This window comes from Aestuariispira ectoiniformans (genome assembly GCF_025136295.1).
Classification (GTDB): Bacteria; Pseudomonadota; Alphaproteobacteria; order UBA8366; family Aestuariispiraceae; genus Aestuariispira_A; species Aestuariispira_A ectoiniformans.
In genome coordinates, this window is the sequence record NZ_CP062788.1 from 4042281 (window position 1) to 4066355 (window position 24075).

Here is a 24075-nt window from a genome sequence, read left to right on the forward strand (position 1 = left end):
CAGCGGGAATTCACAGATCATAGGGGATCGGCCATGACTCTAGGGCATAAGCTCGGGATATTCTCTGCAATCAACCTCCTGTTGATTGCCGGTGCAATTCTGTTTGCAGAACGCCAGATGGTATCCATCGGCAACGAGATTGAAGAACTGGCAGAGGAAATCATTCCCCTGACCAATTCACTCGCCACGATCAAGGGCTATCAACTGGAACAGGATGTCGAACTGGAGCGCCTTATCCGCCATCATATGACCAACGGTTCCGACGAGGCAGCACAGGCCACTGCAGAATTTCAGGCCATAGGTGCAAAAATCGACCAGGGCCTGAAAGACGCAGAAGAGTTCGCACGCCAGGCGTCCTCTATGGCGCTCAGCGAAGAAACCACAAAGAAAATGCGCCTGATCGCAGCAGCCATTGCCACCCTGGAAAAAGACCACAAGAAATTCCAGGCTGCCCCGGATCAACTGGGTTCTTCAATCAAAGCCGGAGACGCCAAGTCCTTCAACGACCAGACTGCGGCAATTGAAAAGACAAGAAACCAACTGGACAAGAACCTGGCCGGTGTGATCGAGACCGTGAAGTCCTTCACAGCCATTTCCGCCCAACGTGCTGAAGCACATGAGCATCAGGCGGAACTTGTCCTTTACGTAATCCTGGCGGCTGCCGTTGCCATTACAGGCGTTCTCGCAGTCCTGGTACGCCAGCAGATCAGCAAGCCGCTGTCCTTGATGACGGGCAGCATGGATTCGCTTTCCAATGGCGACCTGCAAACCGAGGTGCCGCAGCGCCGCAGCAAGGACGAGATCGGCGTTATGTCCCGCGCCCTGCAGACCTTCAAAGAGAACCTGCAGGAAAACCACAGGCTGCAGATCGAAAAAGAAAAAGCCGATGAAAACACCAAACAGGAACGCCTGAAGGCCATTCTCTCCGTCGCCGATAAGGTAGAATCCGAGGCGCGTCAGGCCATTCGCGTTGTCTCCGAAAAGACCACCAAGATGTCGGAGAATGCATCCCAGACCCACGATGCCACGGATCGCGTTATGGCCGACAGCCAGTCCGTCGCTGCCGCAGCAGAACAGTCCCTGGCCAATACGGAGACGGTTGCGGGTGCGGCTGAGGAATTGAACGCTTCCATTGCAGAAATCACCAATCAGGTTTCGTCCGCCAGTCGGGTTGCCCAGGAGGCCTCTAACAACGCGAATGAAACCCGCCGGATCGTTGGCTCGCTGTCCGATGTCAGCCGAAATGTATCCGATGTTGTGACCCTGATCGCGGATATTGCCGATCAGACCAACCTGCTGGCACTGAACGCGACGATTGAGGCCGCCAGGGCCGGTGAGGCAGGCAAGGGCTTTGCCGTTGTCGCCAACGAGGTCAAGTCGCTGGCAAACCAGACCCAGAAGGCGACCGATGAAATCACCGGTCAGATCGAAGAGATGAAATCCGTCAGCAACCAGGCCGTCTCATCCATCTCCGACATCCTTGACGTGATCGAGCGGATCAATATCACGACCGGCGGAATCGCGGCTGCCGTTGAACAGCAAAGTGCGGCGACCGGCGAAATCTCCCGCAACATCAGCGAGGCCGCCGCCGCTGCACGCGACGTCTCGGAACATGTGGGCGCGGTCAGCAAGGAAGTGCAGTCCGTCGGCCAGCGGTCCGAGGAGACCCGCGAGATTGCCGGCGAACTGGAACTGGCGGTCCAGGAACTGCAACAAACCCTGGTCCGCATTGTTCGCACCTCCGCACCGGAGGCAGACCGCCGGAAACAACGGCAATCGGTTGCAAACGACCGGCGGACAAGCCCGCGCGAAGAAAAACCAGCCATTATGGCTGCAGAATAAGCCGCAATAAAAAAAGGCGGCCCGAAAGGGACGCCTTTTTCGAGAGCTCGCCAGCTATCAGTTCTTCGCGAGGGACTTGCCCGTTGCGCGCAGGTCGGCAAAAGCCTCGTCCAGGCGTTCCACCATGGACAGTTCTGCCGCCCGCAACCATTTGCGCGGATCGTAGAGCTTTTTGTACGGCTCGTCGGTTTCCGGATCGACCTGATATTTGAAGGCCTTCGGGTGCGTGTCCACATAAGCGCCGATTGCACGGGCAAAGGCAAACTGGGTATCGGTGTCGATATTCATCTTGAAGACACCATAGTCGATTGCCTCGTGGATTTTCTCCTTCTCGGAGCCGGACCCGCCGTGGAAAACCAGATCCAGCGGATTATCGCCCAGACTATGGGTCTGCGACACCAGAGCCTGTGAATTCTTCAGGATTTCAGGACGCAGGCGCACATTGCCCGGCTTGTAGACGCCATGCACGTTGCCAAAGGAGGCCGCGATGGAAAAATGGCCGATCTGGGACAGACGATCATAGGCCTGCAAAACATCTTCCGGCTGGGTATAAAGTTTCGGATTGTCGTGGATATCCTCGTCGGAGCCCACACCGTCTTCCTCGCCACCGGTCACGCCCAGCTCGATTTCCAGGCTCATTTTCAGCGGTGCCATTTTCTCGAGCACGCGCTCACATTCCGTGATGTTGTCTTCCAGCGTTTCTTCCGACAGGTCCAGCATATGCGAGGTAAACAACGGGCGGCCATGCTGTTCAAAATAATGGCGGCCATGTTCGATCATGCCATCAACCCAGGGAACCAGCTTGCGGTTGGCATGGTCGGTATGCAGCACCACGCAGACGCCGTAATATTCCGCCAGCAGGTGAACATGATGGGCAGCCGATACCGCACCCAGGACCTTGGCTTCGGCACTATCCGGGAACCCCTGCCCGGCGAAGAACTGCGCCCCGCCGTTGGACATCTGGATGATCACATCGGATTCGTTGCGCGCCGCTGACTCCAAAACCGCATTCAGGGAGTTGGTGCCGACAATGTTGACCCCGGGAAGAGCATATTTGCCTTCCTTGCAACGTTTCAGCAATTCAAGATAGCTGTCTCCGTAGACAACGCCGGGTTTTAGAGTAGCCATATCTGATCCCACGCTCATTCAGAAAAAAACGAAAGCTTCGCCTTACAGATACCGGGGTCGCCACAGGTTCGCCTGCCCGAAGGCATACGATTGCGGTACTTCGCCGGCAGCGTCAGGCAAATCCCCCTTGAAAGACATAGATTTCATAACATTCTTTGCCCCTTAGGGCCACTTCAAATTCACCGGGAGGGTGCCAATCCGCCCCTGGACAATAGCAAAACAACTGCACTGCCACATCTCCCATGCGGGTTGAGAAAACCTACCCGTTCGGCTGGTGACTTGATACCAATGCCGCCTCTCCGAAGACAGCGCCTTCAAGGCGATCAGGACGGTTTTTCATCGTCCGGGACGGGTGTCGGCCGCGTCATCCAGGGCTGTTCCTTGATGATGACCTCACGATGCGGATAGGGGATGGCGATATCGTGCTGTTTGAACTTGTCCCACACACGCAGCAAAAGCGCACTTTTGATGTTGCCCGCCCCATTCTCAGGATCGGTAATCCAAAAGCGCAATTCCAGATTAATGGAACTGTCGCCGAATCCCGTCATCTGGCAATTGGGCGGCGGGTTTTCCAATACCCGCTCCTCTTCGGAAGCCGCCTCCTTCACCAGGTCAATGGCGCGCCGGACATCCGCATCATAGGATATGCCGATCGGCACGCGCAGACGCACCGTTTTGGAACTGAAGGACCAGTTGATCACCCGTTGTGTGATCAGGTCCTCGTTCGGGATCAGGTATTCCATCCCGTCCCGCGTCACCACCGATACATAACGCGCACCCAGCGTATTGATCCAGCCATAGGCCCCCTCAAGCTCGATCACATCACCCGGCTTGATGGACCGGTCCAACAACAGAATGACGCCACTGATCAGATTGGAAACCACCTTCTGCAGACCGAAACCGATGCCGACACCAACCGCACCGCCAAAGACCGCAAAGGCGGTCAGGTCCACGCCCACCGCCTGCAGGGCAAGAACGACCGCCACGGTAATCAGGGTTATCTTCGCCAGTTTGGCGCTGAGGACCTGGAAGGATGGCGTCAGATGGACGGAACGGCGCAACTGTGTCTCGACAAACCGCGACAGGACAGTCGCTCCCCACAGAAGGATCGCCGCCGTCAGAACGCCCTTCACCACGCCCAGGGCCGACAACCGGACATCCCCGATCTTGAAGGCCAACCCGTCCAGCACTTCAGCCGTCGGCTCCAGCAGGTCAAGGATGTTGAGCGCAGCAATGGCCCAGATCACATAGGCCACGATACGGGCCCAAAAGCCGCCCCGCAAAACCCCCGCCATAACACGGATCACCACCCAGGCCGTCAACAGCGACGTCACCACATTGATAATCCGCGTTTCCTGCCCGACGCTGGTCAGCAGGAGATAGATCAACCAGAGCCCCGCAAGCCAGATGAGAGGCAGGGTCAGCGGTTCGGTAATTGAAAGAAGGCGCCGGAAGGGTGCCCAGAGGCTCAGGTCCCGGCGCTTGCGCTGGCACCATTCAGCCAGCCTGCGATGCACGCCCCAGGCAACCGCCAGCGGCAAAAGGATTGCCACCAGTTGTATCAGCGTGTCCAGCGTCAGGACGTGGCGAACGACCCAGTCCTGCACCCTCGTCCATAGGGCCAAAATATCCGCCCGGGTAACGGTCTCCATGAACCAAATCTCCTGCGGTGTTCCCCTATTCTGTGCACAAGGAGGTTTTCACCGCAAGTGTCTGTGATGATTGAAATGTTGCAAGCAACCCGTCCGGTTACCGGACAACGGCGTCTCATCTCCGGTTAATCGCGCGTTAACCGACAAAGGTTAATATTCTACCCGCCCAATCACACAACAATCCATTGGACCCGGGAAGCCGCATGATCAGGCAAACCGTTATCTCTCTGGCAGCCTTACTTTGCCTGGCATCGTCTGCACTCGCAGATGAAGCGGTGACCGCCTGCTATGAAAACAAGGGCTGGGGCAATTTTGTTCGGGGAGAAGATTCGACAATCCCTGATGCCCCCGGCGCGCTGATCGAACTTGTCTCGATCGCAGCAGAAAAACAGGGCATTGCAATAGACATGATACGGCGTCCCTGGAAACGTTGCCTCCTGATGTTGCGGGAAAATGCCGCGGCCTTCGTGATTGCGGGATCGTACCTGCCGGACCGTGCGGTCTATGCCCAATACCCGTTGAAGGCCGATGGGGCTCCCGACGAGAGCCGCGCCCTGCATTTTGCCAATTACTACCTGTTCACGCGCACCGGCTCCCTTATTCGCTGGGACGGCAAAACACTGACGGGCCACGACGGGCCGTTAGGTGTCGACCTTGGCTATTCAATCGCCGGAATTCTTCGCAAGCGTGGACAGGCGGTCCAGGAATTCTCCGATATCAATGCCGGGTTCAGGCTGGTCGTGCTCGGGCGGCTGGATGGCTATGTCACCTTTGAGCTCGATGGCCAGCGCGCCATCAAAACCCATGGGTTCGACCTGATCCAGGTCTTCCCGCCGATAGAAAGCCGGGCCTATTACCTGATGAGCAGCAAGGGCCACTACAAGGCACATAAAATGCAGGTGGAACGGCTTTGGGACGCAATCCCCGGCCTTCGAAAACAACTGCTGCCCAGGCTGCTGGACAAATACCGGCACGCCCCTCCGGCCTGACCCTACCATGGGCTCAATTGCCGCGCCTTGTGAGTTTTCACTTGAACGAAAAATAAAGCCCTGCAACCATACCTCTGTAAATATTGGCCGAAACCGCCCCGGAAAAGAGGGCGGCCGACCCGACTGTCAGGATAACCCTTAGTGGATAAACCAGGGCGGATCGCGTCGAAATGCATCGTCCATCGCCGGAGCGGTATAGAGTGATATTGCAACAAGGATTTTTTTCAAAAAACCAGAATATGTTGCGTTTGTAAGGGTTCCGTCCCGGCTCGATTTTGCATGCCCGCAATCCGTCCGTAGCACGGAAGGAGGTCATTATGCCGGGAAGCACCATCACAGCCCCGCGGACTGCCGTTCTTGTTGGGCCCTATCTCAGCGGCAAAACCACATTGCTTGAAGCCATGCTTCATACCTCTGGCACCCTGCATAAGAAAGGCAAGGTGCAGAACGGCGACACGGTGGGCGATTCCGCCCCGGAAGCCCGCGCCCATACCATGAGTGTGGAAATGAATGTCGCCAATGCCGACTATCTGGGACAGCCCTGGACCTTTATCGACTGCCCCGGTTCCGTTGAATTCGCCAATGAAAGTCAAAACGCCCTGATGGTCGCCGACATGGCTGTCGTCGTCTGCGACCCCGATCCCGACAAAGCCATGGCCCTTGCGCCGATTCTGCATTTCCTGGACGACAAGAAGATTCCGCATCTTATCTTCATTAACAAGATGGATAATCTCGGCACCAGCCCCGCCATTCGCGAGGTCATGGACGCCCTGCAAAGCGCGTCCCAGCGCCCCCTCGTCCTGCGAGAGGTTCCCATCCGCGATGGCGATAACGTCACCGGATATGTGGACCTGACCTCGGAACGCGCCTACGCCTATCAGGAAGGCCAACCGTCCAAACTGATCAGCCTGCCCGACAGCGTGAAGGACCGCGAGGAGGAAGCGCGGCAGGAAATGCTGGAAAACCTGGCGGATTTCGACGACGACCTTCTGGAAAAACTGTTGGAAGATACGGTGCCTTCACCGGACGAAGTCTATGCACAGTTCACCAAAGACCTTGCCGAAGACCTGATCGTTCCGGTCCTGATGGGGTCGGCGGAACATGACTATGGCGTAAGGCGGTTGTTGAAAGCCCTGCGTCACGACTGCCCCGCGCCGGAAACGACTGCCGCCCGCCTTGGCCTGCCGCAAAAGAAAACAACCCAGGCCCAGGTCTTCAAGACACTGCATCTGCCCCATATCGGGAAATTGTCGATCTGCCGTGTGTGGAGTGGTGAGATCAAGGACGGCGATCTGTTCGACACGGAAAAAGTCAGCGGCCTGTCCTACCTGCAGGGGCACAACATGACCAAGGTGTCCCGCGCGGGCGCGGGCGATGTCGTCGCCCTTGGCCGCATGGACAGCGTGAAAACCGGCAACCTGCTGACGCAACAGGGAATACAGGACGCCACCGACGGCTGGCCGGAACCGATCAAGCCGGTTTTTGCACAGGCGATCAGCACCCAGAAACATGAAGATGAGGTGCGCCTGTCCACCGGCCTTGCAAAGCTGGTCGAAGACGACCCTTCGGTCATCCTGGAATCCAATGAGGACACAAGACAGTTGCTGCTTTGGGGCCAGGGAGAATTGCACCTTCGTGTGACCCTGGAAAAGCTGGAGAGGCAATATAATGTCGGCGTCACATGCGAGCCGCCGAAGGTTGCCTATAAAGAGACCATCAGAAACCAGACCGCCATTCACGCCCGCCACAAGAAACAAACCGGCGGACATGGCGAATTCGGCGATGTGCATCTGGATATAAGGCCTCAGCAACGCGGCACGGGTTTCGCCTTTGAAAGCCGTGTCGTGGGCGGTGCCGTTCCGAAACAATATATTCCGGCTGTCGAAAATGGCGTGCGCGACTATCTGGGCGCAGGCCCCCTCGGCTTTCCCGTCGTCGACCTGTCCGTCACCCTGACCGATGGGCAGCATCATTCCGTCGACAGTTCCGATATGGCCTTCAGGAAGGCAGCAGCCCAGGCCATGCGGGAAGGCATGCCCGCCTGCCAGCCGGTCCTGTTGGAACCGATCTATGAGGTGCATATTTCGGTGCCGAATGCCTTCACATCCAACGCCCAGACGATCCTGTCCAAGCGGCGCGGGCAAATCCTCGGGTTTCTTGCCAAGGACGGCTGGCCCGGCTGGGACGAAGTATCTGCCTATCTGCCACAATCGGAGATGCAGGATCTGATCATGGAAATCCGCTCGCAGACCCAGGGAATTGGTTGGTTCAACTGGACTTTCGCCCACCTTATGGAGTTGACCGGCAGATTAGCCGACCAGGCCGTCGCCGAACAGAAGGAGGTTGCCTGACACGGCATAGCCGATGCCTCTGTCATCAAGCCTTCATAGTTTAGAATTGTTATTAAAAGGGCTTGAAATAGCGAATAATAAACATATAATTTTATTACTCGCTTAAAAAATGGAGGCAGATATGCAAATCGACATCGGTATTCCGGAAGAGAACCGCAAAAAGATCGCAGAGGGCCTGTCCCGTCTGCTGGCGGATAGCTATACCCTCTACCTCAAGACCCATAACTTCCACTGGAATGTGACGGGGCCGATGTTCAACACCCTGCACACCATGTTCGAGCAGCAATATACCGAACTGGCGACAGCCGTGGATGAAATTGCCGAACGTATCCGCGCCCTGGGCGAACCGGCACCGGGTACCTATGCCCAGTTTGCCGAATTGACCTCCATCCGTGAGGAACGGGGCGTCCCGTCCGCTGAAGACATGATCCGCCAGTTGGTAGAAGGTCAGGAAGCCGTGGTAAAAACGGCGCGGTCGCTTTTCTCCGTTGTGGACGAGGCAAACGACGAGCCCAGCGCAGACCTGCTGACCCAGCGCATGCAGGTCCATGAAAAGACCGCCTGGATGCTGCGCAGCATGCTTGCCTGAACGGCGCAGGATGAATGAATTGAAACCGCCCTTACCCGGGCGGTTTCTTTTTGCGGTCTCACAAGCCGCTCACAGGGCTTTGACTTGGCCTTGAACGCCGGTGGGGCTACCTATTGGACAGGACCAATCAGGAAAGGACGCCGGAATGTTGATCAAATCGAAACGAGGATGGGAAATCCCCGAAAGCCAGGTCGCGGACGAAGCGACTTTCCTGAACCGGCGTCAACTGATGAAGGGACTGGCCGCCGGTTCGATCCTGGCGCCCATGGCTGGTTTCCTGGGCAGCGGCACCCGCGCCTTCGGTGCCGACAATGCGCCCACGGCGGACCTCTATCCGGCCACCCGCAACGAAAAATTCGTCCTGGACCGGCCGATCACCGAAGAAAAGCTTCCCCTCAACTATGTGAATTTCTATGAATTCGGCAGCAGCAAGAATGTGGCCGGTCCGGCCCAGTCCCTGAATATCCAGCCCTGGCAGTTGAAATTCGACGGCATGGTCGAAAAGGAAATTACCATCGACGCCCATGACCTGATCCGCAAGATGCCGCTGGAAGAACGCCTCTACCGGCACCGCTGCGTCGAGGCCTGGTCCATGGCCGTTCCCTGGACCGGTTTTCCGATGAGGGCATTGCTGGATTTCGCCAAACCTCTGAGCAGCGCCAAATATGTCGTCATGGAAACTCTCGCCGACAAGAAAACCATGCCCGGCCTGTCCGCCTTCTGGTACCCCTGGCCCTATATCGAAGGCCTGACCATTGACGAGGCTTCCAACGATCTGGCCTTTATCGGAACCGGGATTTACGGCAAGCCGATGCCCAAGCAAAACGGTGCACCGATCCGGCTGGTGACACCCTGGAAATACGGGTTCAAGTCCATCAAATCCATCGTTCGCTTCACCTTCACCGACGAACGCCCGAAAAGCTTCTGGGAAGAAATCCAGGGCAGCGAATACGGCTTCTGGGCCAATGTGAATCCGGAGGTTCCCCATCCCCGATGGAGCCAGGCGACGGAACGCGTCCTCGGCACGGATGAGCGGGTGCCAACGCAAATATTCAACGGTTATGGAGAATTCGTCGCTGATCTCTACAAGAACAAAAAAGGCGAAAAGTTATTCATGTAGCGCTAACATACATCCTATAATACCGCAAATGCCCATTGTGCCGTGAACGGGCCTGCTCTATACAGGATATATCACGGCACATTTCTGCTATGGGAGGATGTGCCCGGGGACCACCGGGAAGAGGATGCCTGTGGACGAGCAGGACCAAATCTTATGGGCCATGGCCGAGCGACTGGTTGACGGCGACCTGAACGCCTGCGACGCGCTTTTCCACGCCCTCGCCGCCCCCATGCCCGCCCTTGCCTGGAATCCCGACAATAAGGGCATGGACCAGGACTATCTGTCCCAGGTTCTGAACTGGTGGCTAGTGCAGAAGGGCAACGCGGCGATGCCCTCACCGGGGACCATAGACCCGGTAGGCCTGCGCGGCCTTCTTGGAAACCTCATGATCCTGGAACCCATCGACGAAGGTCAGGATTTTTACATGCGGCTATACGGTTCAAATGTCACACCCCACAGCCACCACGACCTGACCGGCCAGAAGGTCAGCGAAATCTGGACCCCGCTGCGGGATTATTTCCTCGTCAATTATCGTGCCGTCTATCATCGCCGGGAATCGTTATACTCGCTGCATACACCGCCCGTTCAAATCAACTTTTCCGCCTGGAAGCGTCTGATTCTGCCTTTCGGTGACGGCCAAACCGTCACCCGCCTCGTGGTCGGCATCTGCCCGACGGAACGACAGGAATAGTGCGCCGTGACAAAGCGGTTGAAATTGCTATCATATCGCCACCGTTAGAGTTTTTCCTCTCAAGGCGACCAGATCAATGCAGTATGTATTCCCACCAATGCCATCCGTAACGGTGCCAACAACAGGCAATCAGGACTTTCCCGTGCATCGGGTCTATTGCGTCGGGCGCAACTATGCGGACCACGCAATTGAAATGGGGCACGATCCGGATCGCGAGCCCCCCTTCTTCTTCACGAAACCCGCTGACGCGATTGTGCAGGATGGGGCCACAATTCCCTATCCCAAGGCAACGGCGGACCTGCATCATGAAGTAGAGCTTGTCATCGCACTGGGCAGCGGCGGCAGTGATATTCCATTGGAACAGGCCGCGGATCATATCTTCGGCTACGCCGTCGGCATTGACCTCACTCGCAGAGACCTCCAGAAAACCGCCAAGGACCTCAGCCGTCCCTGGGATACGGCCAAAGCCTTCGATCAGTCGGCCCCCTGCGGCGCCATCCGACCGGCAAGCGAGATCGGACACCCGGACACAGGGCACATCAGCCTGACAATCAACGGTGAAACGCGCCAGCAGGGCGACATTGCCGCCATGATCTGGAAAGGGCCGGAAATTGTCGCCTATCTCTCCACCCTTTTCGAGTTGCAGGCAGGTGACCTGATCTTCACCGGCACCCCTGCCGGTGTGGGTCCTGTCAATCGCGGCGACCAATTGCACGCGGAACTGGACCGGGTCGGCAGCCTGGACCTCACCATCGCATGACTTCTCAACCAGGACAGATTTGATGAAACTGCACAATTACTTCCGTAGCTCCACATCCTTTCGCGCCCGGATCGCCCTGAACCTGAAAGGGCTGGACTATGACTACGTTTCCTATCATCTGCGCCATGGCGAACAGCGGTCAGAGAAATACCTGTCGGTAAATCCGCAGGGTCTGGTGCCTGCGCTGGAACTGGACGATGGCAAAGTCATTGCCCAGTCGATGGCGATACTGGAATATCTGGACGAGGCCTTTCCGGAACCGGCCCTTCTCCCCAAAGACCCATTTGACCGGGCCTTGGTGCGTTCGCTCTGCTATGCGATTGCCTGCGATATCCACCCGATCAACAATTTGCGGGTCCTGAAATATCTGGGAGACCCGCTGGGCCATGATGCAGAGGAAGTCGCCACCTGGTTTCGCCATTGGGTGACCGTGGAATTCGACAGCCTGGAACCTCGTCTGGCGGAGACTTCAGGCAAATATTGCGTTGGGGACACGGTCACCATGGCGGATATCTGCCTTGTCCCGCAGGTCATCAACAACACCCGCTTTGAGGTGGATATGAGCCGCTATCCAACCATCAACCGAATTTTTGATACCTGCATGGCGCTGGATGCTTTTGACAAGGCCAAGCCGGGCAACCAGCCTGACGCCGAATAAAAGAAACCGGCCCTGAAAAAGAAACAAGCGCCAGTCCCGACTGGCGCTTGTTTTGTCTGTATCAGCTTTCCGTTACCGGCTTTTTCTTCGCCACCCTCAGGATCAAATACCCTAGGATGGCGGATATGATCGAGCCGCCCAATACACCCAGCCTCAAGTCCACACCGTAGACCGCCGGATCAAGGGCCAGCCCCCCGATGAACAGGCTCATCGTAAAGCCGATCCCGGTCAGCACACTGACACCGTATATCTGCGGCCAGGTCGCATCTTTCGGAAAATCCGCCAGCTTCAGGAAGACGGCCAGCGTCACGAACAGCAGGACACCGGCCTGTTTACCCAGGAACAAACCTGCGGCAATGCCCAGGGCAACCGGGTTGGTAAAGGCGTCCATGCTAAGCCCTTGGAGGGGAACGCCTGCGTTTGCAAAGGCAAAAACCGGCAGGACCAGAAAGGCCACCCAGGGGTGCAGGGCATGTTCCATCACCTTCAAAGGCGATTTAAGCTCCGGATCGTTGCTCTTCAACGGGATGGCAAAGGCCAGCACTACACCGGCCAGGGTCGCGTGAACGCCACTTTTCAACACGCATACCCACAACACGACACCGACAATCACATAGGCAATACGCCGCATGACACCGAAATGGTTCATCAGGAAAAGCAGGACGATCGACGCCGCCGCCAGCCCCAAAGCCACGCCGGAGAGCTGACTGGTATAGAAAATCGCGATGATAATGATGGCGGCGAGGTCATCGAAAATCGCCAGCGCCAGCAGGAAGACCTTCAGGGCCACCGGCACCCGCCGTCCCAGCAAGGCCATCACGCCCAAGGCGAAGGCAATGTCGGTCGCCGCCGGAATGGCCCAGCCCTGCATGGCGACATCGTCGCCCCAGTTCACATAGGAATAGACCAGTGCAGGAACAATAATACCGCCGAGCGCCGCAATGCCCGGCAGTGACGCCTGCTTCACACTCGACAGCGCACCTTCCATGACTTCCCGTTTGATCTCCAGACCAACCAGGAAGAAGAAGATCGCCATCAGACCATCGTTAATCCAGAGGATCAGGGGCTTGGAAAGGCCAACATCGTTCAACGAGATGGTGAACTTGGCATCCAGAAAGGCCTGATAGTTGCCCGAGAATGCTGAATTGGCGGCGAATAGCGCCAGAGCGGACGCAACAACCAGGACAATCCCCCCGGATGCTTCCATTTCCATGAATTGCTGAATTGCCTTCAACTTAGGCAATTGCGGCTTCTTTTTCATATTATAACCCCTGCGACAGCGTAAAAGCGCCCTATATGTAGGGGCGACCGTTCATGTTTCAACGCATCATTAAACTAGAAGATGCAACTTTCTCCAAGTCGCAAAGGTTTAGGCCCGATTTACGGGGTTAGTGGCGTTGCCTGATCTCCGCTTCCAGTTCCCTGATGCGCTGCCTATAGGACTCCAGCACGGCGGCGATCTCCGGCTCGGTAAAGCGCGGTGTAATATGCTGTGGGCAGTTGACGTCCCAGGCGGTCACCTCAATCACGATCGCCCTTTCAGGGCGACCGCCATATCCTTCAACCACCAGACGCGCCAGCAGATCCGCATCATCTTCCACAACCCTGGCCTTCCCCCAGATTTTGACCCTTCGCCGGTTGGCGTAGTCCATCAGGAAAAGAAAGACCTGATCGTTTTCGCTGAGATTTCCGATGCTGATATATTGCTTGTTGCCGGAAAAATCGGCAAAGCCCAACCTGCTCTCGTCCAGCACCTTCAGGAACCCGGGGGTACCACCGCGATGTTGAATATAAGGTTGCCCGTTCGCCCCGGCTGTCGCCAGATAAAAGGAATCCCGGTTTGCAATAAACTCCGCCAGTTCCGATGTGACTTTGTCTTTGAAGGCGCCTCGCTCCTCCATGCGGGCATAGGCCTGTCGGGAGCCGCGCCTTGTCTGCTGCTGCCGCACCGCATCGGAAAACATGATATTGGCAGGTGATGGCCCCGTCATGATTTGATCCCCCAATAAACCGGATAACGCCGGGTCTTCGCGAGGTTATTGAAAACAATCGCACAAACGGCCAGGACAACCGCGCCCGCCAGGACCGGGGTCAGCAGAAAGTCCCAGGATACCCCCAGCATGATCACCAGCAAAGGATTCGCCCCCGCCGGAGGATGGACGGTTCGCGTGACCTGCATAAGGGCGATGGCGGTTGCAACCGCAAGTCCCATGGACCACCAGGCATCCCCGAAGGCTGTCAGGAAGATCATCCCGACCAAGGCCGTCAACACATGGCCACCAATGATGTTACGCGGCTGCGCCAGGGGGCTGTCGGGAACGCCGAACGCCAGAACCGCACTCGCCCCGAGGGGGGCCATAAGGATCGGCTGTTGGCTGATCTCCGTCAGATAGGCAATCAGCCCAATCGCCACCGCCGCACCGGTCCAGGACCAAAAAACATGCTGTAACGCAGGCTTCGCCGGCAATGCACCACCACCGGTCAGTTTCCCGAAATAGGTCTTCATCAGTTTTATCCCTCACTAAATCTCCGTTAGTACAAAAATAGACAGACTGGTCTGTCTATTTCAAGATAAAATTTTTCCACCTCGCTTTGCGACTGCATCAAGTGGCACAAACTGGTCTTTTCGCGCCCCCGGGTTTATACAGAACAGTCTGTTCAATCGGATGAGAGCATCATGAGTAAAAGCAAACGCGACCACCTTCTGGATGTTGCCCTGAACCTGTTCCTGCGGGAGGGGTTTCATGCCACCGGCATCGACCGGATCCTCAAGGAGGCAGGCGTCGCCAAGATGACGCTCTACAATCATTTCAAATCCAAGGAAGAACTGGTACTCGCCGTCCTGGCGCATCGGGATGAAACCTTCCGCAAGTGGCTTATCGAAACCACCGAGGTTACTACCGCGCCCGGCGTGGAACGCCTGCTCGGCCTGTTCGACAGCCTGGGCGACTGGTTTGCACAGGATGGTTTTTGCGGGTGCATGTTTATCAATGCGGCTGCCGAATACCTGCATCAGGACGATCTGCCGCATAAAAGCGCCCGTTCCCACAAATTGCTGATCAGGGATTATGTTTTTGAACAATGCCGGGCGGCAAAGGCCAAAAACCCTGATGAGCTAGCAGACCAGCTTATGCTTCTTATGGAAGGGGCGATTGTCATGGCCCATGTCTGCAATCAGCCCGATGCCGCACAGACCGGAAAACGCGCGGCTACCCTGCTTTGCGCAGGACTGGAAGGAAAGTGACGAACGTTTCCGGGATATTCACCGGGCATTCGCACGATGCACAAAAAAAACCGGAAGCAAAAGCTTCCGGCAAGTTGAACAGGGAGGCTTCACGTCTGGGAGACGTATGATCCGGAGCAACGCACAATCGGCAGGGAGCCGCAGCGTCACCCCAGTGTTGTTGCAACGCAACAACTGAAGCACGTGTTATGTATGACTTTCCCTCGGCACATGCCAGAGCTAAAAAATCAACCGTCGTATGCAATTCTTGCATAACTCATCCGACGCGATGATGCCGTGGATTGCCCGCCTATATTCTTAAGGAACATTTTCTCAAAAAAACGATTGTGAAGTCCTGCGCTGCAAGTCCGTTCTCCTCGAATGACAAGGCAATGTCCGGTTTTGTAAATCTTTGACAAAGGGTGCCGAAAGCAAGGCTATTTGCGTGCACAGCCCCCTCCCTCCACGCTAGCGTAACAGGCAAGAAACAAGAAACATTTGAGCACAGGTGAGGGAATGTTCGACCAGACAGTAAAGACGCATGGCACCTCTGAAGAGATACCCCTGAACGAAGCACGTCGCGATGCCTATCGGCAACGCCGGGAACTATTGACCCTCTCGGATGCTTTGGCAGGAGAAATGGACGGCACCGTTGCGAATGTCCAGGCAGGCGGGGAGCAGACAAAGCAGATTGTCGGCGATATGCGTCAGGCGATTTCAGACGTCCACCGGCTCGTCGCCTCCCTGGAAGAAGACGCATCCACCACAGCGGCAGATGCAGAACGCGTTGCCAATACGGTCTCGGAATTGACCGGATCGTCCCGGATGATCTCCGAAAAGCTGAACCAGACCCTGGAGCGCACCCGAACCGTCGTGGATAAGATGGAAGAAGCCTCCAATGTTATTCAGAAACTGTCACAGACCTCAAGCCGTATCGGCGACATCGTAAAGCTCATTCAGGATATCGCCAATCAGACCAACCTGCTGGCGCTGAATGCAACGATTGAGGCCGCCCGGGCAGGCGAGGCCGGGCGCGGTTTTGCTGTCGTCGCCAACGAGGTCAAAGCCCTGGCCGGACAAACGGCGGACGCGACCAAGGAAATCGCCGACCACATTACCCAGACGCAGGAAGTAACCGATTCCGTCGTGGCCGCCATCACGGAAATCGGGGATGCGGTCGAAGGCGTTCGCGCCAATACCGATGAAATGGTGGGCCTCGTCCAAAACCAGCACGGCGCCATTGAAAGCATCGGCAACACGACGACAGAAACCGTTGCCGTGGCAAGCGGCCTGACGCGATCGGTCGCCCAGGTATCCGAACGCGCAACCATCGCAGAAGACCTCAGCACCACCCAGGAAGGCACGGTCGAAAACATGGTTGGAAATATCGCCGACCTGGGCAATCGCCTGCGTGTTGCGATTGAGGCCACCCGCAGCAGACAGGGCGACACCAAAGTCGACATCCCCTATGGATTAACCGCATCCATTTTGGTGGACGAGCAACGTCATCCCTGCCAGTTACAGGACATGACGCTCGATGGCGCGGCTATTGTCGGTCTCTCGCATGATCACCTGTCGGACGCCTCCACGGTTACAGTTGATGTGCACGCCCTCGGTCAGTTGCGCGGACAGCTTATCCCTCAGGACGGCTCCTCTCTCAGGATCAACTTCAACCGCGATGACCGCAATAAGATCCAACAATTCGCAGAGCTGTATATTGGACCAGACCAGCCGATCATCGCCATCGGCATGAAAACGGCCCAAGCGATTCAGACCCGTTTCCAGGAGGCAGTCGGTCAAGGGGAGATCACCCTGCAGGACCTCTTCGACGAGGACTATCAACCGGTCGGCGGAACCGAACCCGTGCAGCATCTGACGCGGTTCACAAAGTTTGCCGATGCCGAACTGCCCGGTTTTCAGGAACCCGTTCTCGATGCTCATGACGCCATCGTCTTTTGCGCCGCAGTGGATCGCACGGGTTACCTGCCCACCCATAACCTGAAATATAGCCATCCCCAACGCCCGGACGATCCCACCTGGAACGCGGCCAACTGCCGGAACCACCGCATCTTCCGCGATCGCACAGGACTGGCCGCGGGCCAAAATGAAAAACCCTTCCTGGTACAGTCCTATTTACGCGATATGGGCGGGGGACAATTCGTCCTCATGAAGGACCTGTCCCTCCCCATAACCGTCAGCGGCCGTCATTGGGGAGGGTTGCGGGTCGGGTACAATCTGTAGGGGCTGTGCAGGAAAAAAAATTGCCGGAAGCAAAGGCTTCCGGCAAGTTGAACAGGGAGGCTTCACGTCTGGGAGACGTATGTACCAAGGCGACAGCACAATCGGCGGGGAGCCGCAGCGTCGCCCCAGTGTTGTTGCAACGCAACAACTGAAGCACGGGTTATGTATGATTTTAGCCCTGCACATGCCAGAGCCAATATCTCAACCGTCCTATGCATTTTTTGCATAGCTCAATTTATAGTGAATTTTCAGCCAGTTAATACGTCACAGGTCAGCTTTTCAGAGCCTTTATCAGCTTGATAATTGCAGAGTGATCCAGGTCTCCCCACCCGGTTGCAACCATTTCGTCCCACAACTGCCTGTTTTTCGCCAGACCCGGCAGAGACAATCCGACGGTATCTGCCAGAGCAAGCGCCTGCATGACGTCCTTACGTTGCACGCTTACGCGCCCGCCCGGCTCGAATGTCTCATCAATCATCCGTTTGCCATGCAATTCGAGAATACGACTGTCGGCAAAGCCTCCGGTCAGGGCCTCCCGGACCCTCGCCGGGTCGGCGCCAGCGGCCTCGGCAAGGCTCAAAGCCTCCGCCACGGCATCCAGCGTCATGCCGACAATCATCTGATTGGCCGTCTTGGCAATCTGCCCGGCTCCGATATCGCCGACATGGGTGAAACGCTGCCCCAGCACGGAGAAAATCGGGGCCAGACGTTTGATCCCCTCGGTGGAGCCGCCGGCCATTATACTCAAAGAGGCCTGTTCCGCCCCAAGCTGACCACCGGATACGGGAGCATCCACATAACTCCCACCTTGTGCAGCGACCATGGCTGCCAACTCACGGGTATCGGTAACCTGCGTCGTTCCCATGTCGATGACAGTCTTGCCGGTCAGGTCTCCCGCCAACAAGCCATCCTCACCGGTAATCACCGCACGCACGGCCGCCGTATCCGTTACCATCACAATGATTGCTGCCCCGGCAGGCAGGGCATCCGCCAGCGCCTTGGGCGACGATGCCCCCTGCATTCCTTCCGCAGCCAGGGCCTGAACCACGGCATCGCGGCGGCTGGTCACGGTCATGGCGGCACCGGCCCGATGAAGGTTACGCGCCATCGGCACCCCCATCAGGCCAAGACCGATCAGGCCGACGGCCCAGCCATCCAGACGAACAGTCATTGCAGAATTAGCCGCGCGCGTAACGGGCGCGTGCGCCGCGTTCGATCCCTGCGGCGATCAGACGATCGATATCCATCTTGTGCCGGATCATCATGAGCAGACGCAGCTCTTCCTGGGCGGCATGCAAGTCAGCCGCAGCAACCTCGACCGCGAGTGCATAAGCCGTCTCACGTAGATTGAGCGGCAGGCTTTCACGCACCAGATCCAGAACGTGGTCAAAGCCGTCCTCATCCATCAGAAGCTCTGCACATTTGCCTGCATCTTTGGGAAGGTCTTCCTCATCATAGGCATCGAAGACCGGCAGGACGGAGACAATCTCGCGCATTTTCATCAATTCGGCATCGGTCATGTCATTGTCGGCAGCCGATGTAACGACCATACAATAAACCAGGGCCTGGTGCTTGGTGAGCATAAAACCTCTCTTCGCGTTAAGTCGATCAAACGCCTTACAAAATAGGAAGACAACAAACAGCATACCAGACCTGCCACAAAGAAATCATCATTCTCTCGACAAGATCGCATCTGCCGTTTACGGTCCCGCCTTCAAACAGGGTCATTTTCACTACAGGGACATATGGCATGCATGCGTTGTTCAACGTTGCAATTCCCGTTTTCGCAATTCTGGCAACAGGCTATCTGTGCGGGCGGTTCAAGGTTCTGGGACAGGACAGCACCGCCGCGTTGAACGGGTTTGTCTATTATGTCGCACTGCCTGCCCTGTTCTTCATCTCCATGGCCCGCACACCGCTGACAGACGCCTTCAACCTGCCCTACATCGCGGTGTTGCTGGGCGGCCAACTGGCAACTTTCGGCTTTGCCATTCTGGTTGCGACCTTCGTCTTTCCCGGCCGTCTGGGTGAGCTTGGCCAACACAGCCTTGCCTCTGTCTTTTCCAACACGGGCTATATGGGTATCCCGCTTCTGATCACGGCTTTCGGTGACGACGGGGCCCTGCCCGCGATTATCGGAACAATCATCAACGGTGCCGTGGTCATGCCTTTCGGCATGGCGATCCTGGAACTCGACCGCAGCGCATCCAGCCATCCATTGGACGCGGTCAAGGATGTATTGAAAGGCGTCTTCAAAAGCCCGCTCGTCTTGTCTGCTATCGCCGGGCTGCTGGCATCCGGAATCAATGTTCCAATCCCCTCGCCCATCGAAACCTTCTGCGATCTTCTGGGGGCCGCTGCCGGACCAAGCGCACTTTTCGCCATGGGTCTGTTCCTGGTCAGCGGACGCCTGCGGCAGGGCCTGCCGGAAGTGGCCTGGGTCAGCTTCATCAAACTGGTGATCCACCCGGCCGTCACCTTCCTGATGGCGGTCTATCTGTTTGACCTGTCCACCCTGAACACGGCCTCCGCGATCATCCTTGCGGCCCTTCCCACGGGCGGCCTGGTCTTCATCCTGGCACAGCAGTTCAATGTCTATGTTGAACGGTCTGCGACCGTCATCCTGGTAACGACCGTGGCAAGCCTGCTGACGGTTTCCGCCGTTCTGGCCTATTACGTGCCGGGCTGATCCGCCTCTTCAGCGAAAAACGCCCGCGTTGCGGCAACCGCCTCCGCCAGCCCCACACGCTGTACCTCCACCCCTTCCGGGAATGCCCGGCCAAGACGGCTGGGCATCATGGGGTCCAGCATCACAAAGACGCCGCGATCATTCTTGCGGCGCACAAGCCTGCCGAACGCCTGTTTCAGCTTCAGGCGGATCAGCACATCGTCGTAGTAGCCCTTGCCGAAACGATCGCGCCGCGCGCGGTGCAGGATCGTCCGACGCGGCCAAGGCACACGGTCAAAGACAATCATACGCAGCGAATTACCGGGCACATCTACGCCGTCACGCACCGCATCCGTGCCCAAAAGGCAGGAATTCTCCTCCGCCCGGAAAATGTCGATCAGCGTTGGCAGGTTCCAGGCATCCACATGCTGGGCATAAAGCGGCAAACCTGCCTCGTCCATGCGCCCGGCGATCCGCCGATGCACCTCACGCAGGCGGCTGATTGCCGTGAACAGGCCCAGCGCCCCCCCATGGGAGGCAAGCATCAGTTCCCGATAGGCCGCTGCAACCTGATCCAGATCGTCCTTGCGAACATCGGTCACCACATAGACGCGTGTCTGCTTTGGATAGTCGAACGGTGACGGCACCCGTGCGCGTACAGCGGGCGCCAACAGGTGGGCCGCACCGGTACGAAACTCCGCCGCCCTCCAGTCCTTTTCAACATCCCCCGACCCGTCGGTCAGGGTCGCAGAGGTCACCAGCACCCCTTGGGCACAATCGGCCATGGTGTCCGCGAACGGCATGGTCGGATCAACCCAATGGCGGAGATAACCGACATCCAGCTCCCGCCCGTCATAGCGTTCCATGCCAAACCAGTCGACAAACAGTTTTTGCGGCTCTTCCTTGAAGGCCCTCAGCATATCCCGCCAGGCAGCGATGGTTACCTTGCAGCGGAATTCGAGCGAGCGACAGATGATGTCGATCCTTGAGCGCACCCCGCTGTCCAGGCTGTCTGCCTCATCATCCAGACGCTTTAACAATGCGACCTGCAACCGTCCGGCGGGTTCCTGCATGGCACCAAGGGCGTCAAAGAGGTCATCCGCCGCCGATAGCAGGTCTTCGGGCAGGTCGGTCACGTCCACCTCAAGACCATAAGGCCCATCAATTCCGGTTGCCCGGTTCAAAATCACTGTGCGGACGGCGGCCAAAAAGGCCTCGCCGGGGCCGCTGGGCCGGTTATCGGCCAGACGTTGCCGCCAGCCTTCCCCCGCCAGGGCGGTTGCCGCCTGCAGCAATTCCTCCAGCGCCGTCACCGCATCTTCGCTGCCGCCAAGCAAATCTTCACAGCGCGCCTTCAGGCCCCGCGCGCGCCCCTTGGCACGGGTATCATGGCCACGCAGCCACCGCCGCAGCTCCCACATTTCAACGCCGGTGATATGCGCGGAAAAGGCGCTATCCGCCGCATCGAAAACATGATGCCCCTCGTCAAAGACCAATCGCGCAGCCCGTTCACCGCCACCCAGGCCGCCACGGGCAGCCTGGATCATAACCAGTGCATGGTTTGCGACCACCAGATCGGCCCGGCGCGCGCGCCGGACACTGTTTTCAACAAAACATCGGGTATAATGACTGCAGGCGGCATAGATGCATTCGCCGCGCCGGTCGCTCAGCCCGGTGGTATAGGGGATGCCGACCAGATCGGACAGCCATGACGGAAAGTCGCCGCCGCTCATATCGCCATCACGCGTATGGGCGATCCAGCGCGCCATCAGGCCAAGCGCCACCGCACGCCCCGGAATACCAACGCCCCGCACCGCATCTTCATAGTTCAGCAGGCAGAGATAATTCTCCCGCCCCTTGCGCAGCACGACTTTGTCCCGTTTGACCTTCGGATTCGGGTAAAGCCTGTCCAGTTCCTGATCAATCTGATGCTGCAGATTGCGGGTATAGGTGGAAAGCCAGACCGGCGCCTCGTTCATTTCCGCCCAAAGGCTCGCCGGGGCAATATAACCGAGGGTCTTGCCGACACCGGTCCCCGCCTCCGCCAATACGATATTCGGGCTGTCTTCCTGGACTGGGTTGGCAAAGGCCCCGGTCACAGCACTTGCATAATCCGCCTGTGACGGGCGCTCCTCAGCGCCACCGCCCAGAAGTTCAGCGAGACGGCGACGTGCCTCCTGTGCCTGAACAGGCTTGCTTCCCGGTGGCGGGGGCGGAGACTTTTCCTCCCATTCCGGTAGCTGTTTCCACACATCAAGTCCGGACGTCGCGGCGCGAATACCGTCATCCGGCTGTTCACCCAGCATACGCAGCAACAGCGCCCCCCAGGGCCAGCCGCCCTTGGCCATGCCCCAGAGCAGCCGCCGCATGTCCGGCGTTGCCTCCAACTGCGAAAATTCACGCAACAGCTGCCCGGCAACGCGATACAGCGCCATCGGCTCTTCATTCAAGCTGTCAGGGCGCGCAATCCCGCAGGCATCAGCCAACCCTCTGGGCGTCGGCAGGCAGAACTGTGCCGGACGGACGAAGGCAAATAGCTCGAGAAGGTCATATCCGGGGAAAGGCGGCCGGTTGGCCCGGCGCGTGGTGGCCGGCATATGGCAGACGATCGGCGGGGCCTCGGGCAGCAAATACTGCGCAGCGCCGCCAACTGGGCCATCGGACATTTCCCCATCGGGTGACAAGACCGCAAAGCGCGTCGTACTTGTCACCAGGATCGGAGCATCCGGCAACATAATGACCGTCTCTTCTACCATGCGCGCATCATAACCGCGCGCATCCAATCGTCACGTCCAGAATTCACCTCTTGTTCGAATTTCTTGCGACTGGAATATGTCAGACTTTATGCATGACGGTGACCAGATCACTGGGGAACTGGAAGGTGACGGCGGTTCCCGCCCCCGGTGTCGACCGGATGGCAAAGCTGCCACCCAGTTGCTCCACCAGGGATCGCGCCATCGGCAAGCCAAGGCCAACGCCTTCAAAATGGCGACTAAGGGAGGAATCGACCTGCTCAAACGGCGCCATGGCGCGATCAAGCCCGTCCTTCTCAAGGCCGATCCCGCTGTCGACCACCTGCAACGACAGCCCGCCGGGCTCCGTCAAACTCAGGCAAAGACTGACTTCGCCCGCTTCCGGGGTGAATTTTATGGCATTGGACAGGATATTCTCCAAGGCGCGCCGCAATGCCCGTTCTTCCGAATGCAAGGCCGGTGTGACTGAACACAACCGGATATTGAATGAGAGTTTCTTTTCCTTAAAACGAGCGGCAAACCGTCTTTCTATGGAATGGATCAGGGCAATAACATCGACCATATCAAAGGCCTGACTGTTCAATCCCGCATTGATGTCGCTAAACTCAAGCAGCGAGTTGATCACCACCAGAAGGCGGTCGGCATTTTCATTGATTTCATTGGCATAGGCAGCAATCTCACTGTCACACTGCCGGTCCCGGCCAAGACGGGAGATCATCTCCGAAAAACCGATGATGGCATTCAGCGGGGACCGCAATTCATGCCCGATATTGGACAACAGTTCTGTCTTGAGCCGGTCCGCGGTTTCGGCCAGATGCCTGGCCTCCTGCAACTCCCGTTCAATTGTCCGAAGGTTGGAAATGTCTTCAACGATCCCCTCGAATCCAACGACCACACCCTCCTCGTCATAGAGGGCCCTGCCGCTTTCCAGCATCCAGAATGTTGACCCATCGAGACGCTGCCCCAGAAACTCTACGGCGTGAAGCTCCCCTTTCTCCGCAATAATGGATACAAAGCGGTCGCGGTCCTCCAGCCTCGCATAGGCGGACATGGTGACACCGAAAATGCTCTTGAATTCGTCAACCGACTGGCAGCCGTGCATACGGGCCAGCGCCAGATTGGCCTCCAGATACCGGCCATCCGTTGACGTTCGATACATTCCTTCGACCGCCTTCTCGAACATATTCCGATAAAGCTGGTCTGAATCGTCTGCCATGTTTTGCAATTCTCTTACCGGAGACAATCAGGCCTCCAATCCGTCAAATACCGGCATAAAAGTCTATGCGCTAATATTAAGGATATGAAGTTGAAACAATCTTAACGCCTGCAGGCATATGTTGTGAAGCAGCCTGCTTATTGACGGCAGCCCCCGGAAAGCCTAGTGTCCCGCACGCTTCACCAGAAGCTCTA

At 57.4% G+C, this 24075-nt stretch carries 20 protein-coding genes; 11 read left to right on the top strand and 9 right to left on the bottom strand.

Translation table 11 applies throughout. The features are described 5' to 3' along the window. Positions 1 to 33: 33 nt before the first annotated feature. Positions 34 to 1842: a methyl-accepting chemotaxis protein gene (locus tag IF205_RS19065; protein ID WP_259780941.1), complete on the top strand. Its 1809-nt coding sequence runs from the start codon at positions 34 to 36 to the stop codon at positions 1840 to 1842. 57 nt (positions 1843 to 1899) lie between these two features. Here IF205_RS19065 and fbaA read toward each other — a convergent pair whose 3' ends face one another. Together fbaA and IF205_RS19075 are read right to left on the bottom strand one after the other, a co-directional pair. Next, complete coding sequence (gene fbaA / locus IF205_RS19070) at positions 1900 to 2970, bottom strand: class II fructose-bisphosphate aldolase (protein ID WP_259780942.1); 1071 nt, start codon at positions 2968 to 2970, stop codon at positions 1900 to 1902. A gap of 323 nt (positions 2971 to 3293) precedes the next feature. Continuing rightward, positions 3294 to 4622: a mechanosensitive ion channel family protein gene (locus IF205_RS19075; RefSeq protein WP_259780943.1), complete on the bottom strand. Its 1329-nt coding sequence runs from the start codon at positions 4620 to 4622 to the stop codon at positions 3294 to 3296. 203 nt (positions 4623 to 4825) lie between these two features. On the opposite strand from IF205_RS19075, the gene IF205_RS19080 reads away from it, so the two are divergent. The 7 genes from IF205_RS19080 to maiA all read left to right on the top strand — a co-directional run bounded on the left by IF205_RS19080 (position 4826) and on the right by maiA (position 11780). Beyond that, on the top strand, positions 4826 to 5611 hold the full coding sequence (locus IF205_RS19080) for a substrate-binding periplasmic protein (RefSeq protein WP_259780944.1): 786 nt from the start codon (positions 4826 to 4828) through the stop codon (positions 5609 to 5611). 317 nt (positions 5612 to 5928) lie between these two features. Then, the gene (locus IF205_RS19085; protein ID WP_259780945.1) at positions 5929 to 7962 is read left to right on the top strand and encodes an elongation factor G; all 2034 of its coding nucleotides are present in this window, start codon (positions 5929 to 5931) and stop codon (positions 7960 to 7962) included. Between the two features lie 121 nt (positions 7963 to 8083). Continuing rightward, the gene (locus tag IF205_RS19090; RefSeq protein ID WP_259780946.1) at positions 8084 to 8551 is read left to right on the top strand and encodes a Dps family protein; all 468 of its coding nucleotides are present in this window, start codon (positions 8084 to 8086) and stop codon (positions 8549 to 8551) included. 145 nt (positions 8552 to 8696) lie between these two features. Continuing rightward, positions 8697 to 9671, top strand: coding sequence for a protein-methionine-sulfoxide reductase catalytic subunit MsrP (gene msrP, locus IF205_RS19095; RefSeq protein ID WP_259780947.1), 975 nt, complete (start codon positions 8697 to 8699; stop codon positions 9669 to 9671). 160 nt (positions 9672 to 9831) lie between these two features. Beyond that, positions 9832 to 10362 (top strand): PAS domain-containing protein, encoded by a 531-nt coding sequence (locus IF205_RS19100; protein WP_259780948.1) that lies wholly within the window; start codon positions 9832 to 9834, stop codon positions 10360 to 10362. Positions 10363 to 10438: 76 nt separating this feature from the next. Beyond that, positions 10439 to 11122, top strand: coding sequence for a fumarylacetoacetate hydrolase family protein (locus tag IF205_RS19105; RefSeq protein WP_259780949.1), 684 nt, complete (start codon positions 10439 to 10441; stop codon positions 11120 to 11122). 22 nt (positions 11123 to 11144) lie between these two features. Next, positions 11145 to 11780 (top strand): maleylacetoacetate isomerase, encoded by a 636-nt coding sequence (maiA, locus tag IF205_RS19110; RefSeq protein WP_259780950.1) that lies wholly within the window; start codon positions 11145 to 11147, stop codon positions 11778 to 11780. 61 nt (positions 11781 to 11841) lie between these two features. Here the strand turns inward: maiA and nhaA are convergent, their stop codons facing one another. The 3 genes from nhaA to IF205_RS19125 form a co-directional block, all read right to left on the bottom strand. Then, a complete protein-coding gene (gene nhaA / locus IF205_RS19115) occupies positions 11842 to 13041 on the bottom strand; it encodes a Na+/H+ antiporter NhaA (RefSeq protein ID WP_375542661.1) in 1200 nt (399 codons plus the stop codon). A 127-nt stretch (positions 13042 to 13168) separates the two neighbouring features. Further along, complete coding sequence (locus tag IF205_RS19120; protein WP_259780951.1) at positions 13169 to 13771, bottom strand: pyridoxamine 5'-phosphate oxidase family protein; 603 nt, start codon at positions 13769 to 13771, stop codon at positions 13169 to 13171. After that, positions 13768 to 14286, bottom strand: a complete 519-nt coding sequence (locus tag IF205_RS19125; RefSeq protein ID WP_259780952.1) for an HPP family protein — start codon at positions 14284 to 14286, stop codon at positions 13768 to 13770. The genes IF205_RS19120 and IF205_RS19125 overlap by 4 nt, the downstream gene beginning before the upstream one ends. Positions 14287 to 14457: 171 nt before the next feature. On the opposite strand from IF205_RS19125, the gene IF205_RS19130 reads away from it, so the two are divergent. Continuing rightward, entirely contained in the window at positions 14458 to 15024 is a 567-nt protein-coding gene (locus IF205_RS19130) for a TetR/AcrR family transcriptional regulator (protein WP_259780953.1), read from the top strand. Between the two features lie 495 nt (positions 15025 to 15519). Then, complete coding sequence (locus IF205_RS19135) at positions 15520 to 17244, top strand: methyl-accepting chemotaxis protein (RefSeq protein ID WP_259780954.1); 1725 nt, start codon at positions 15520 to 15522, stop codon at positions 17242 to 17244. 271 nt (positions 17245 to 17515) lie between these two features. Here the strand turns inward: IF205_RS19135 and IF205_RS19140 are convergent, their stop codons facing one another. Next, positions 17516 to 18415 (bottom strand): NAD(P)-dependent oxidoreductase, encoded by a 900-nt coding sequence (locus tag IF205_RS19140; protein ID WP_259780955.1) that lies wholly within the window; start codon positions 18413 to 18415, stop codon positions 17516 to 17518. A gap of 7 nt (positions 18416 to 18422) precedes the next feature. After that, on the bottom strand, positions 18423 to 18827 hold the full coding sequence (locus IF205_RS19145; RefSeq protein WP_259780956.1) for a tellurite resistance TerB family protein: 405 nt from the start codon (positions 18825 to 18827) through the stop codon (positions 18423 to 18425). Between the two features lie 167 nt (positions 18828 to 18994). On the opposite strand from IF205_RS19145, the gene IF205_RS19150 reads away from it, so the two are divergent. Next, the gene (locus tag IF205_RS19150; RefSeq protein ID WP_259780957.1) at positions 18995 to 19933 is read left to right on the top strand and encodes an AEC family transporter; all 939 of its coding nucleotides are present in this window, start codon (positions 18995 to 18997) and stop codon (positions 19931 to 19933) included. Here IF205_RS19150 and IF205_RS19155 read toward each other — a convergent pair. Then, positions 19918 to 22695 carry an ATP-dependent DNA helicase gene (locus tag IF205_RS19155; protein ID WP_311195712.1) on the bottom strand — a complete coding sequence of 926 codons (2778 nt, stop codon included), beginning with the start codon at positions 22693 to 22695 and terminating at the stop codon, positions 19918 to 19920. The two genes, IF205_RS19150 and IF205_RS19155, sit on opposite strands and share 16 nt — an antisense overlap. A 52-nt stretch (positions 22696 to 22747) precedes the next feature. Next, positions 22748 to 23881, bottom strand: a complete 1134-nt coding sequence (locus tag IF205_RS19160; RefSeq protein WP_259780958.1) for a PAS domain-containing sensor histidine kinase — start codon at positions 23879 to 23881, stop codon at positions 22748 to 22750. Positions 23882 to 24075 lie beyond the last annotated feature (194 nt).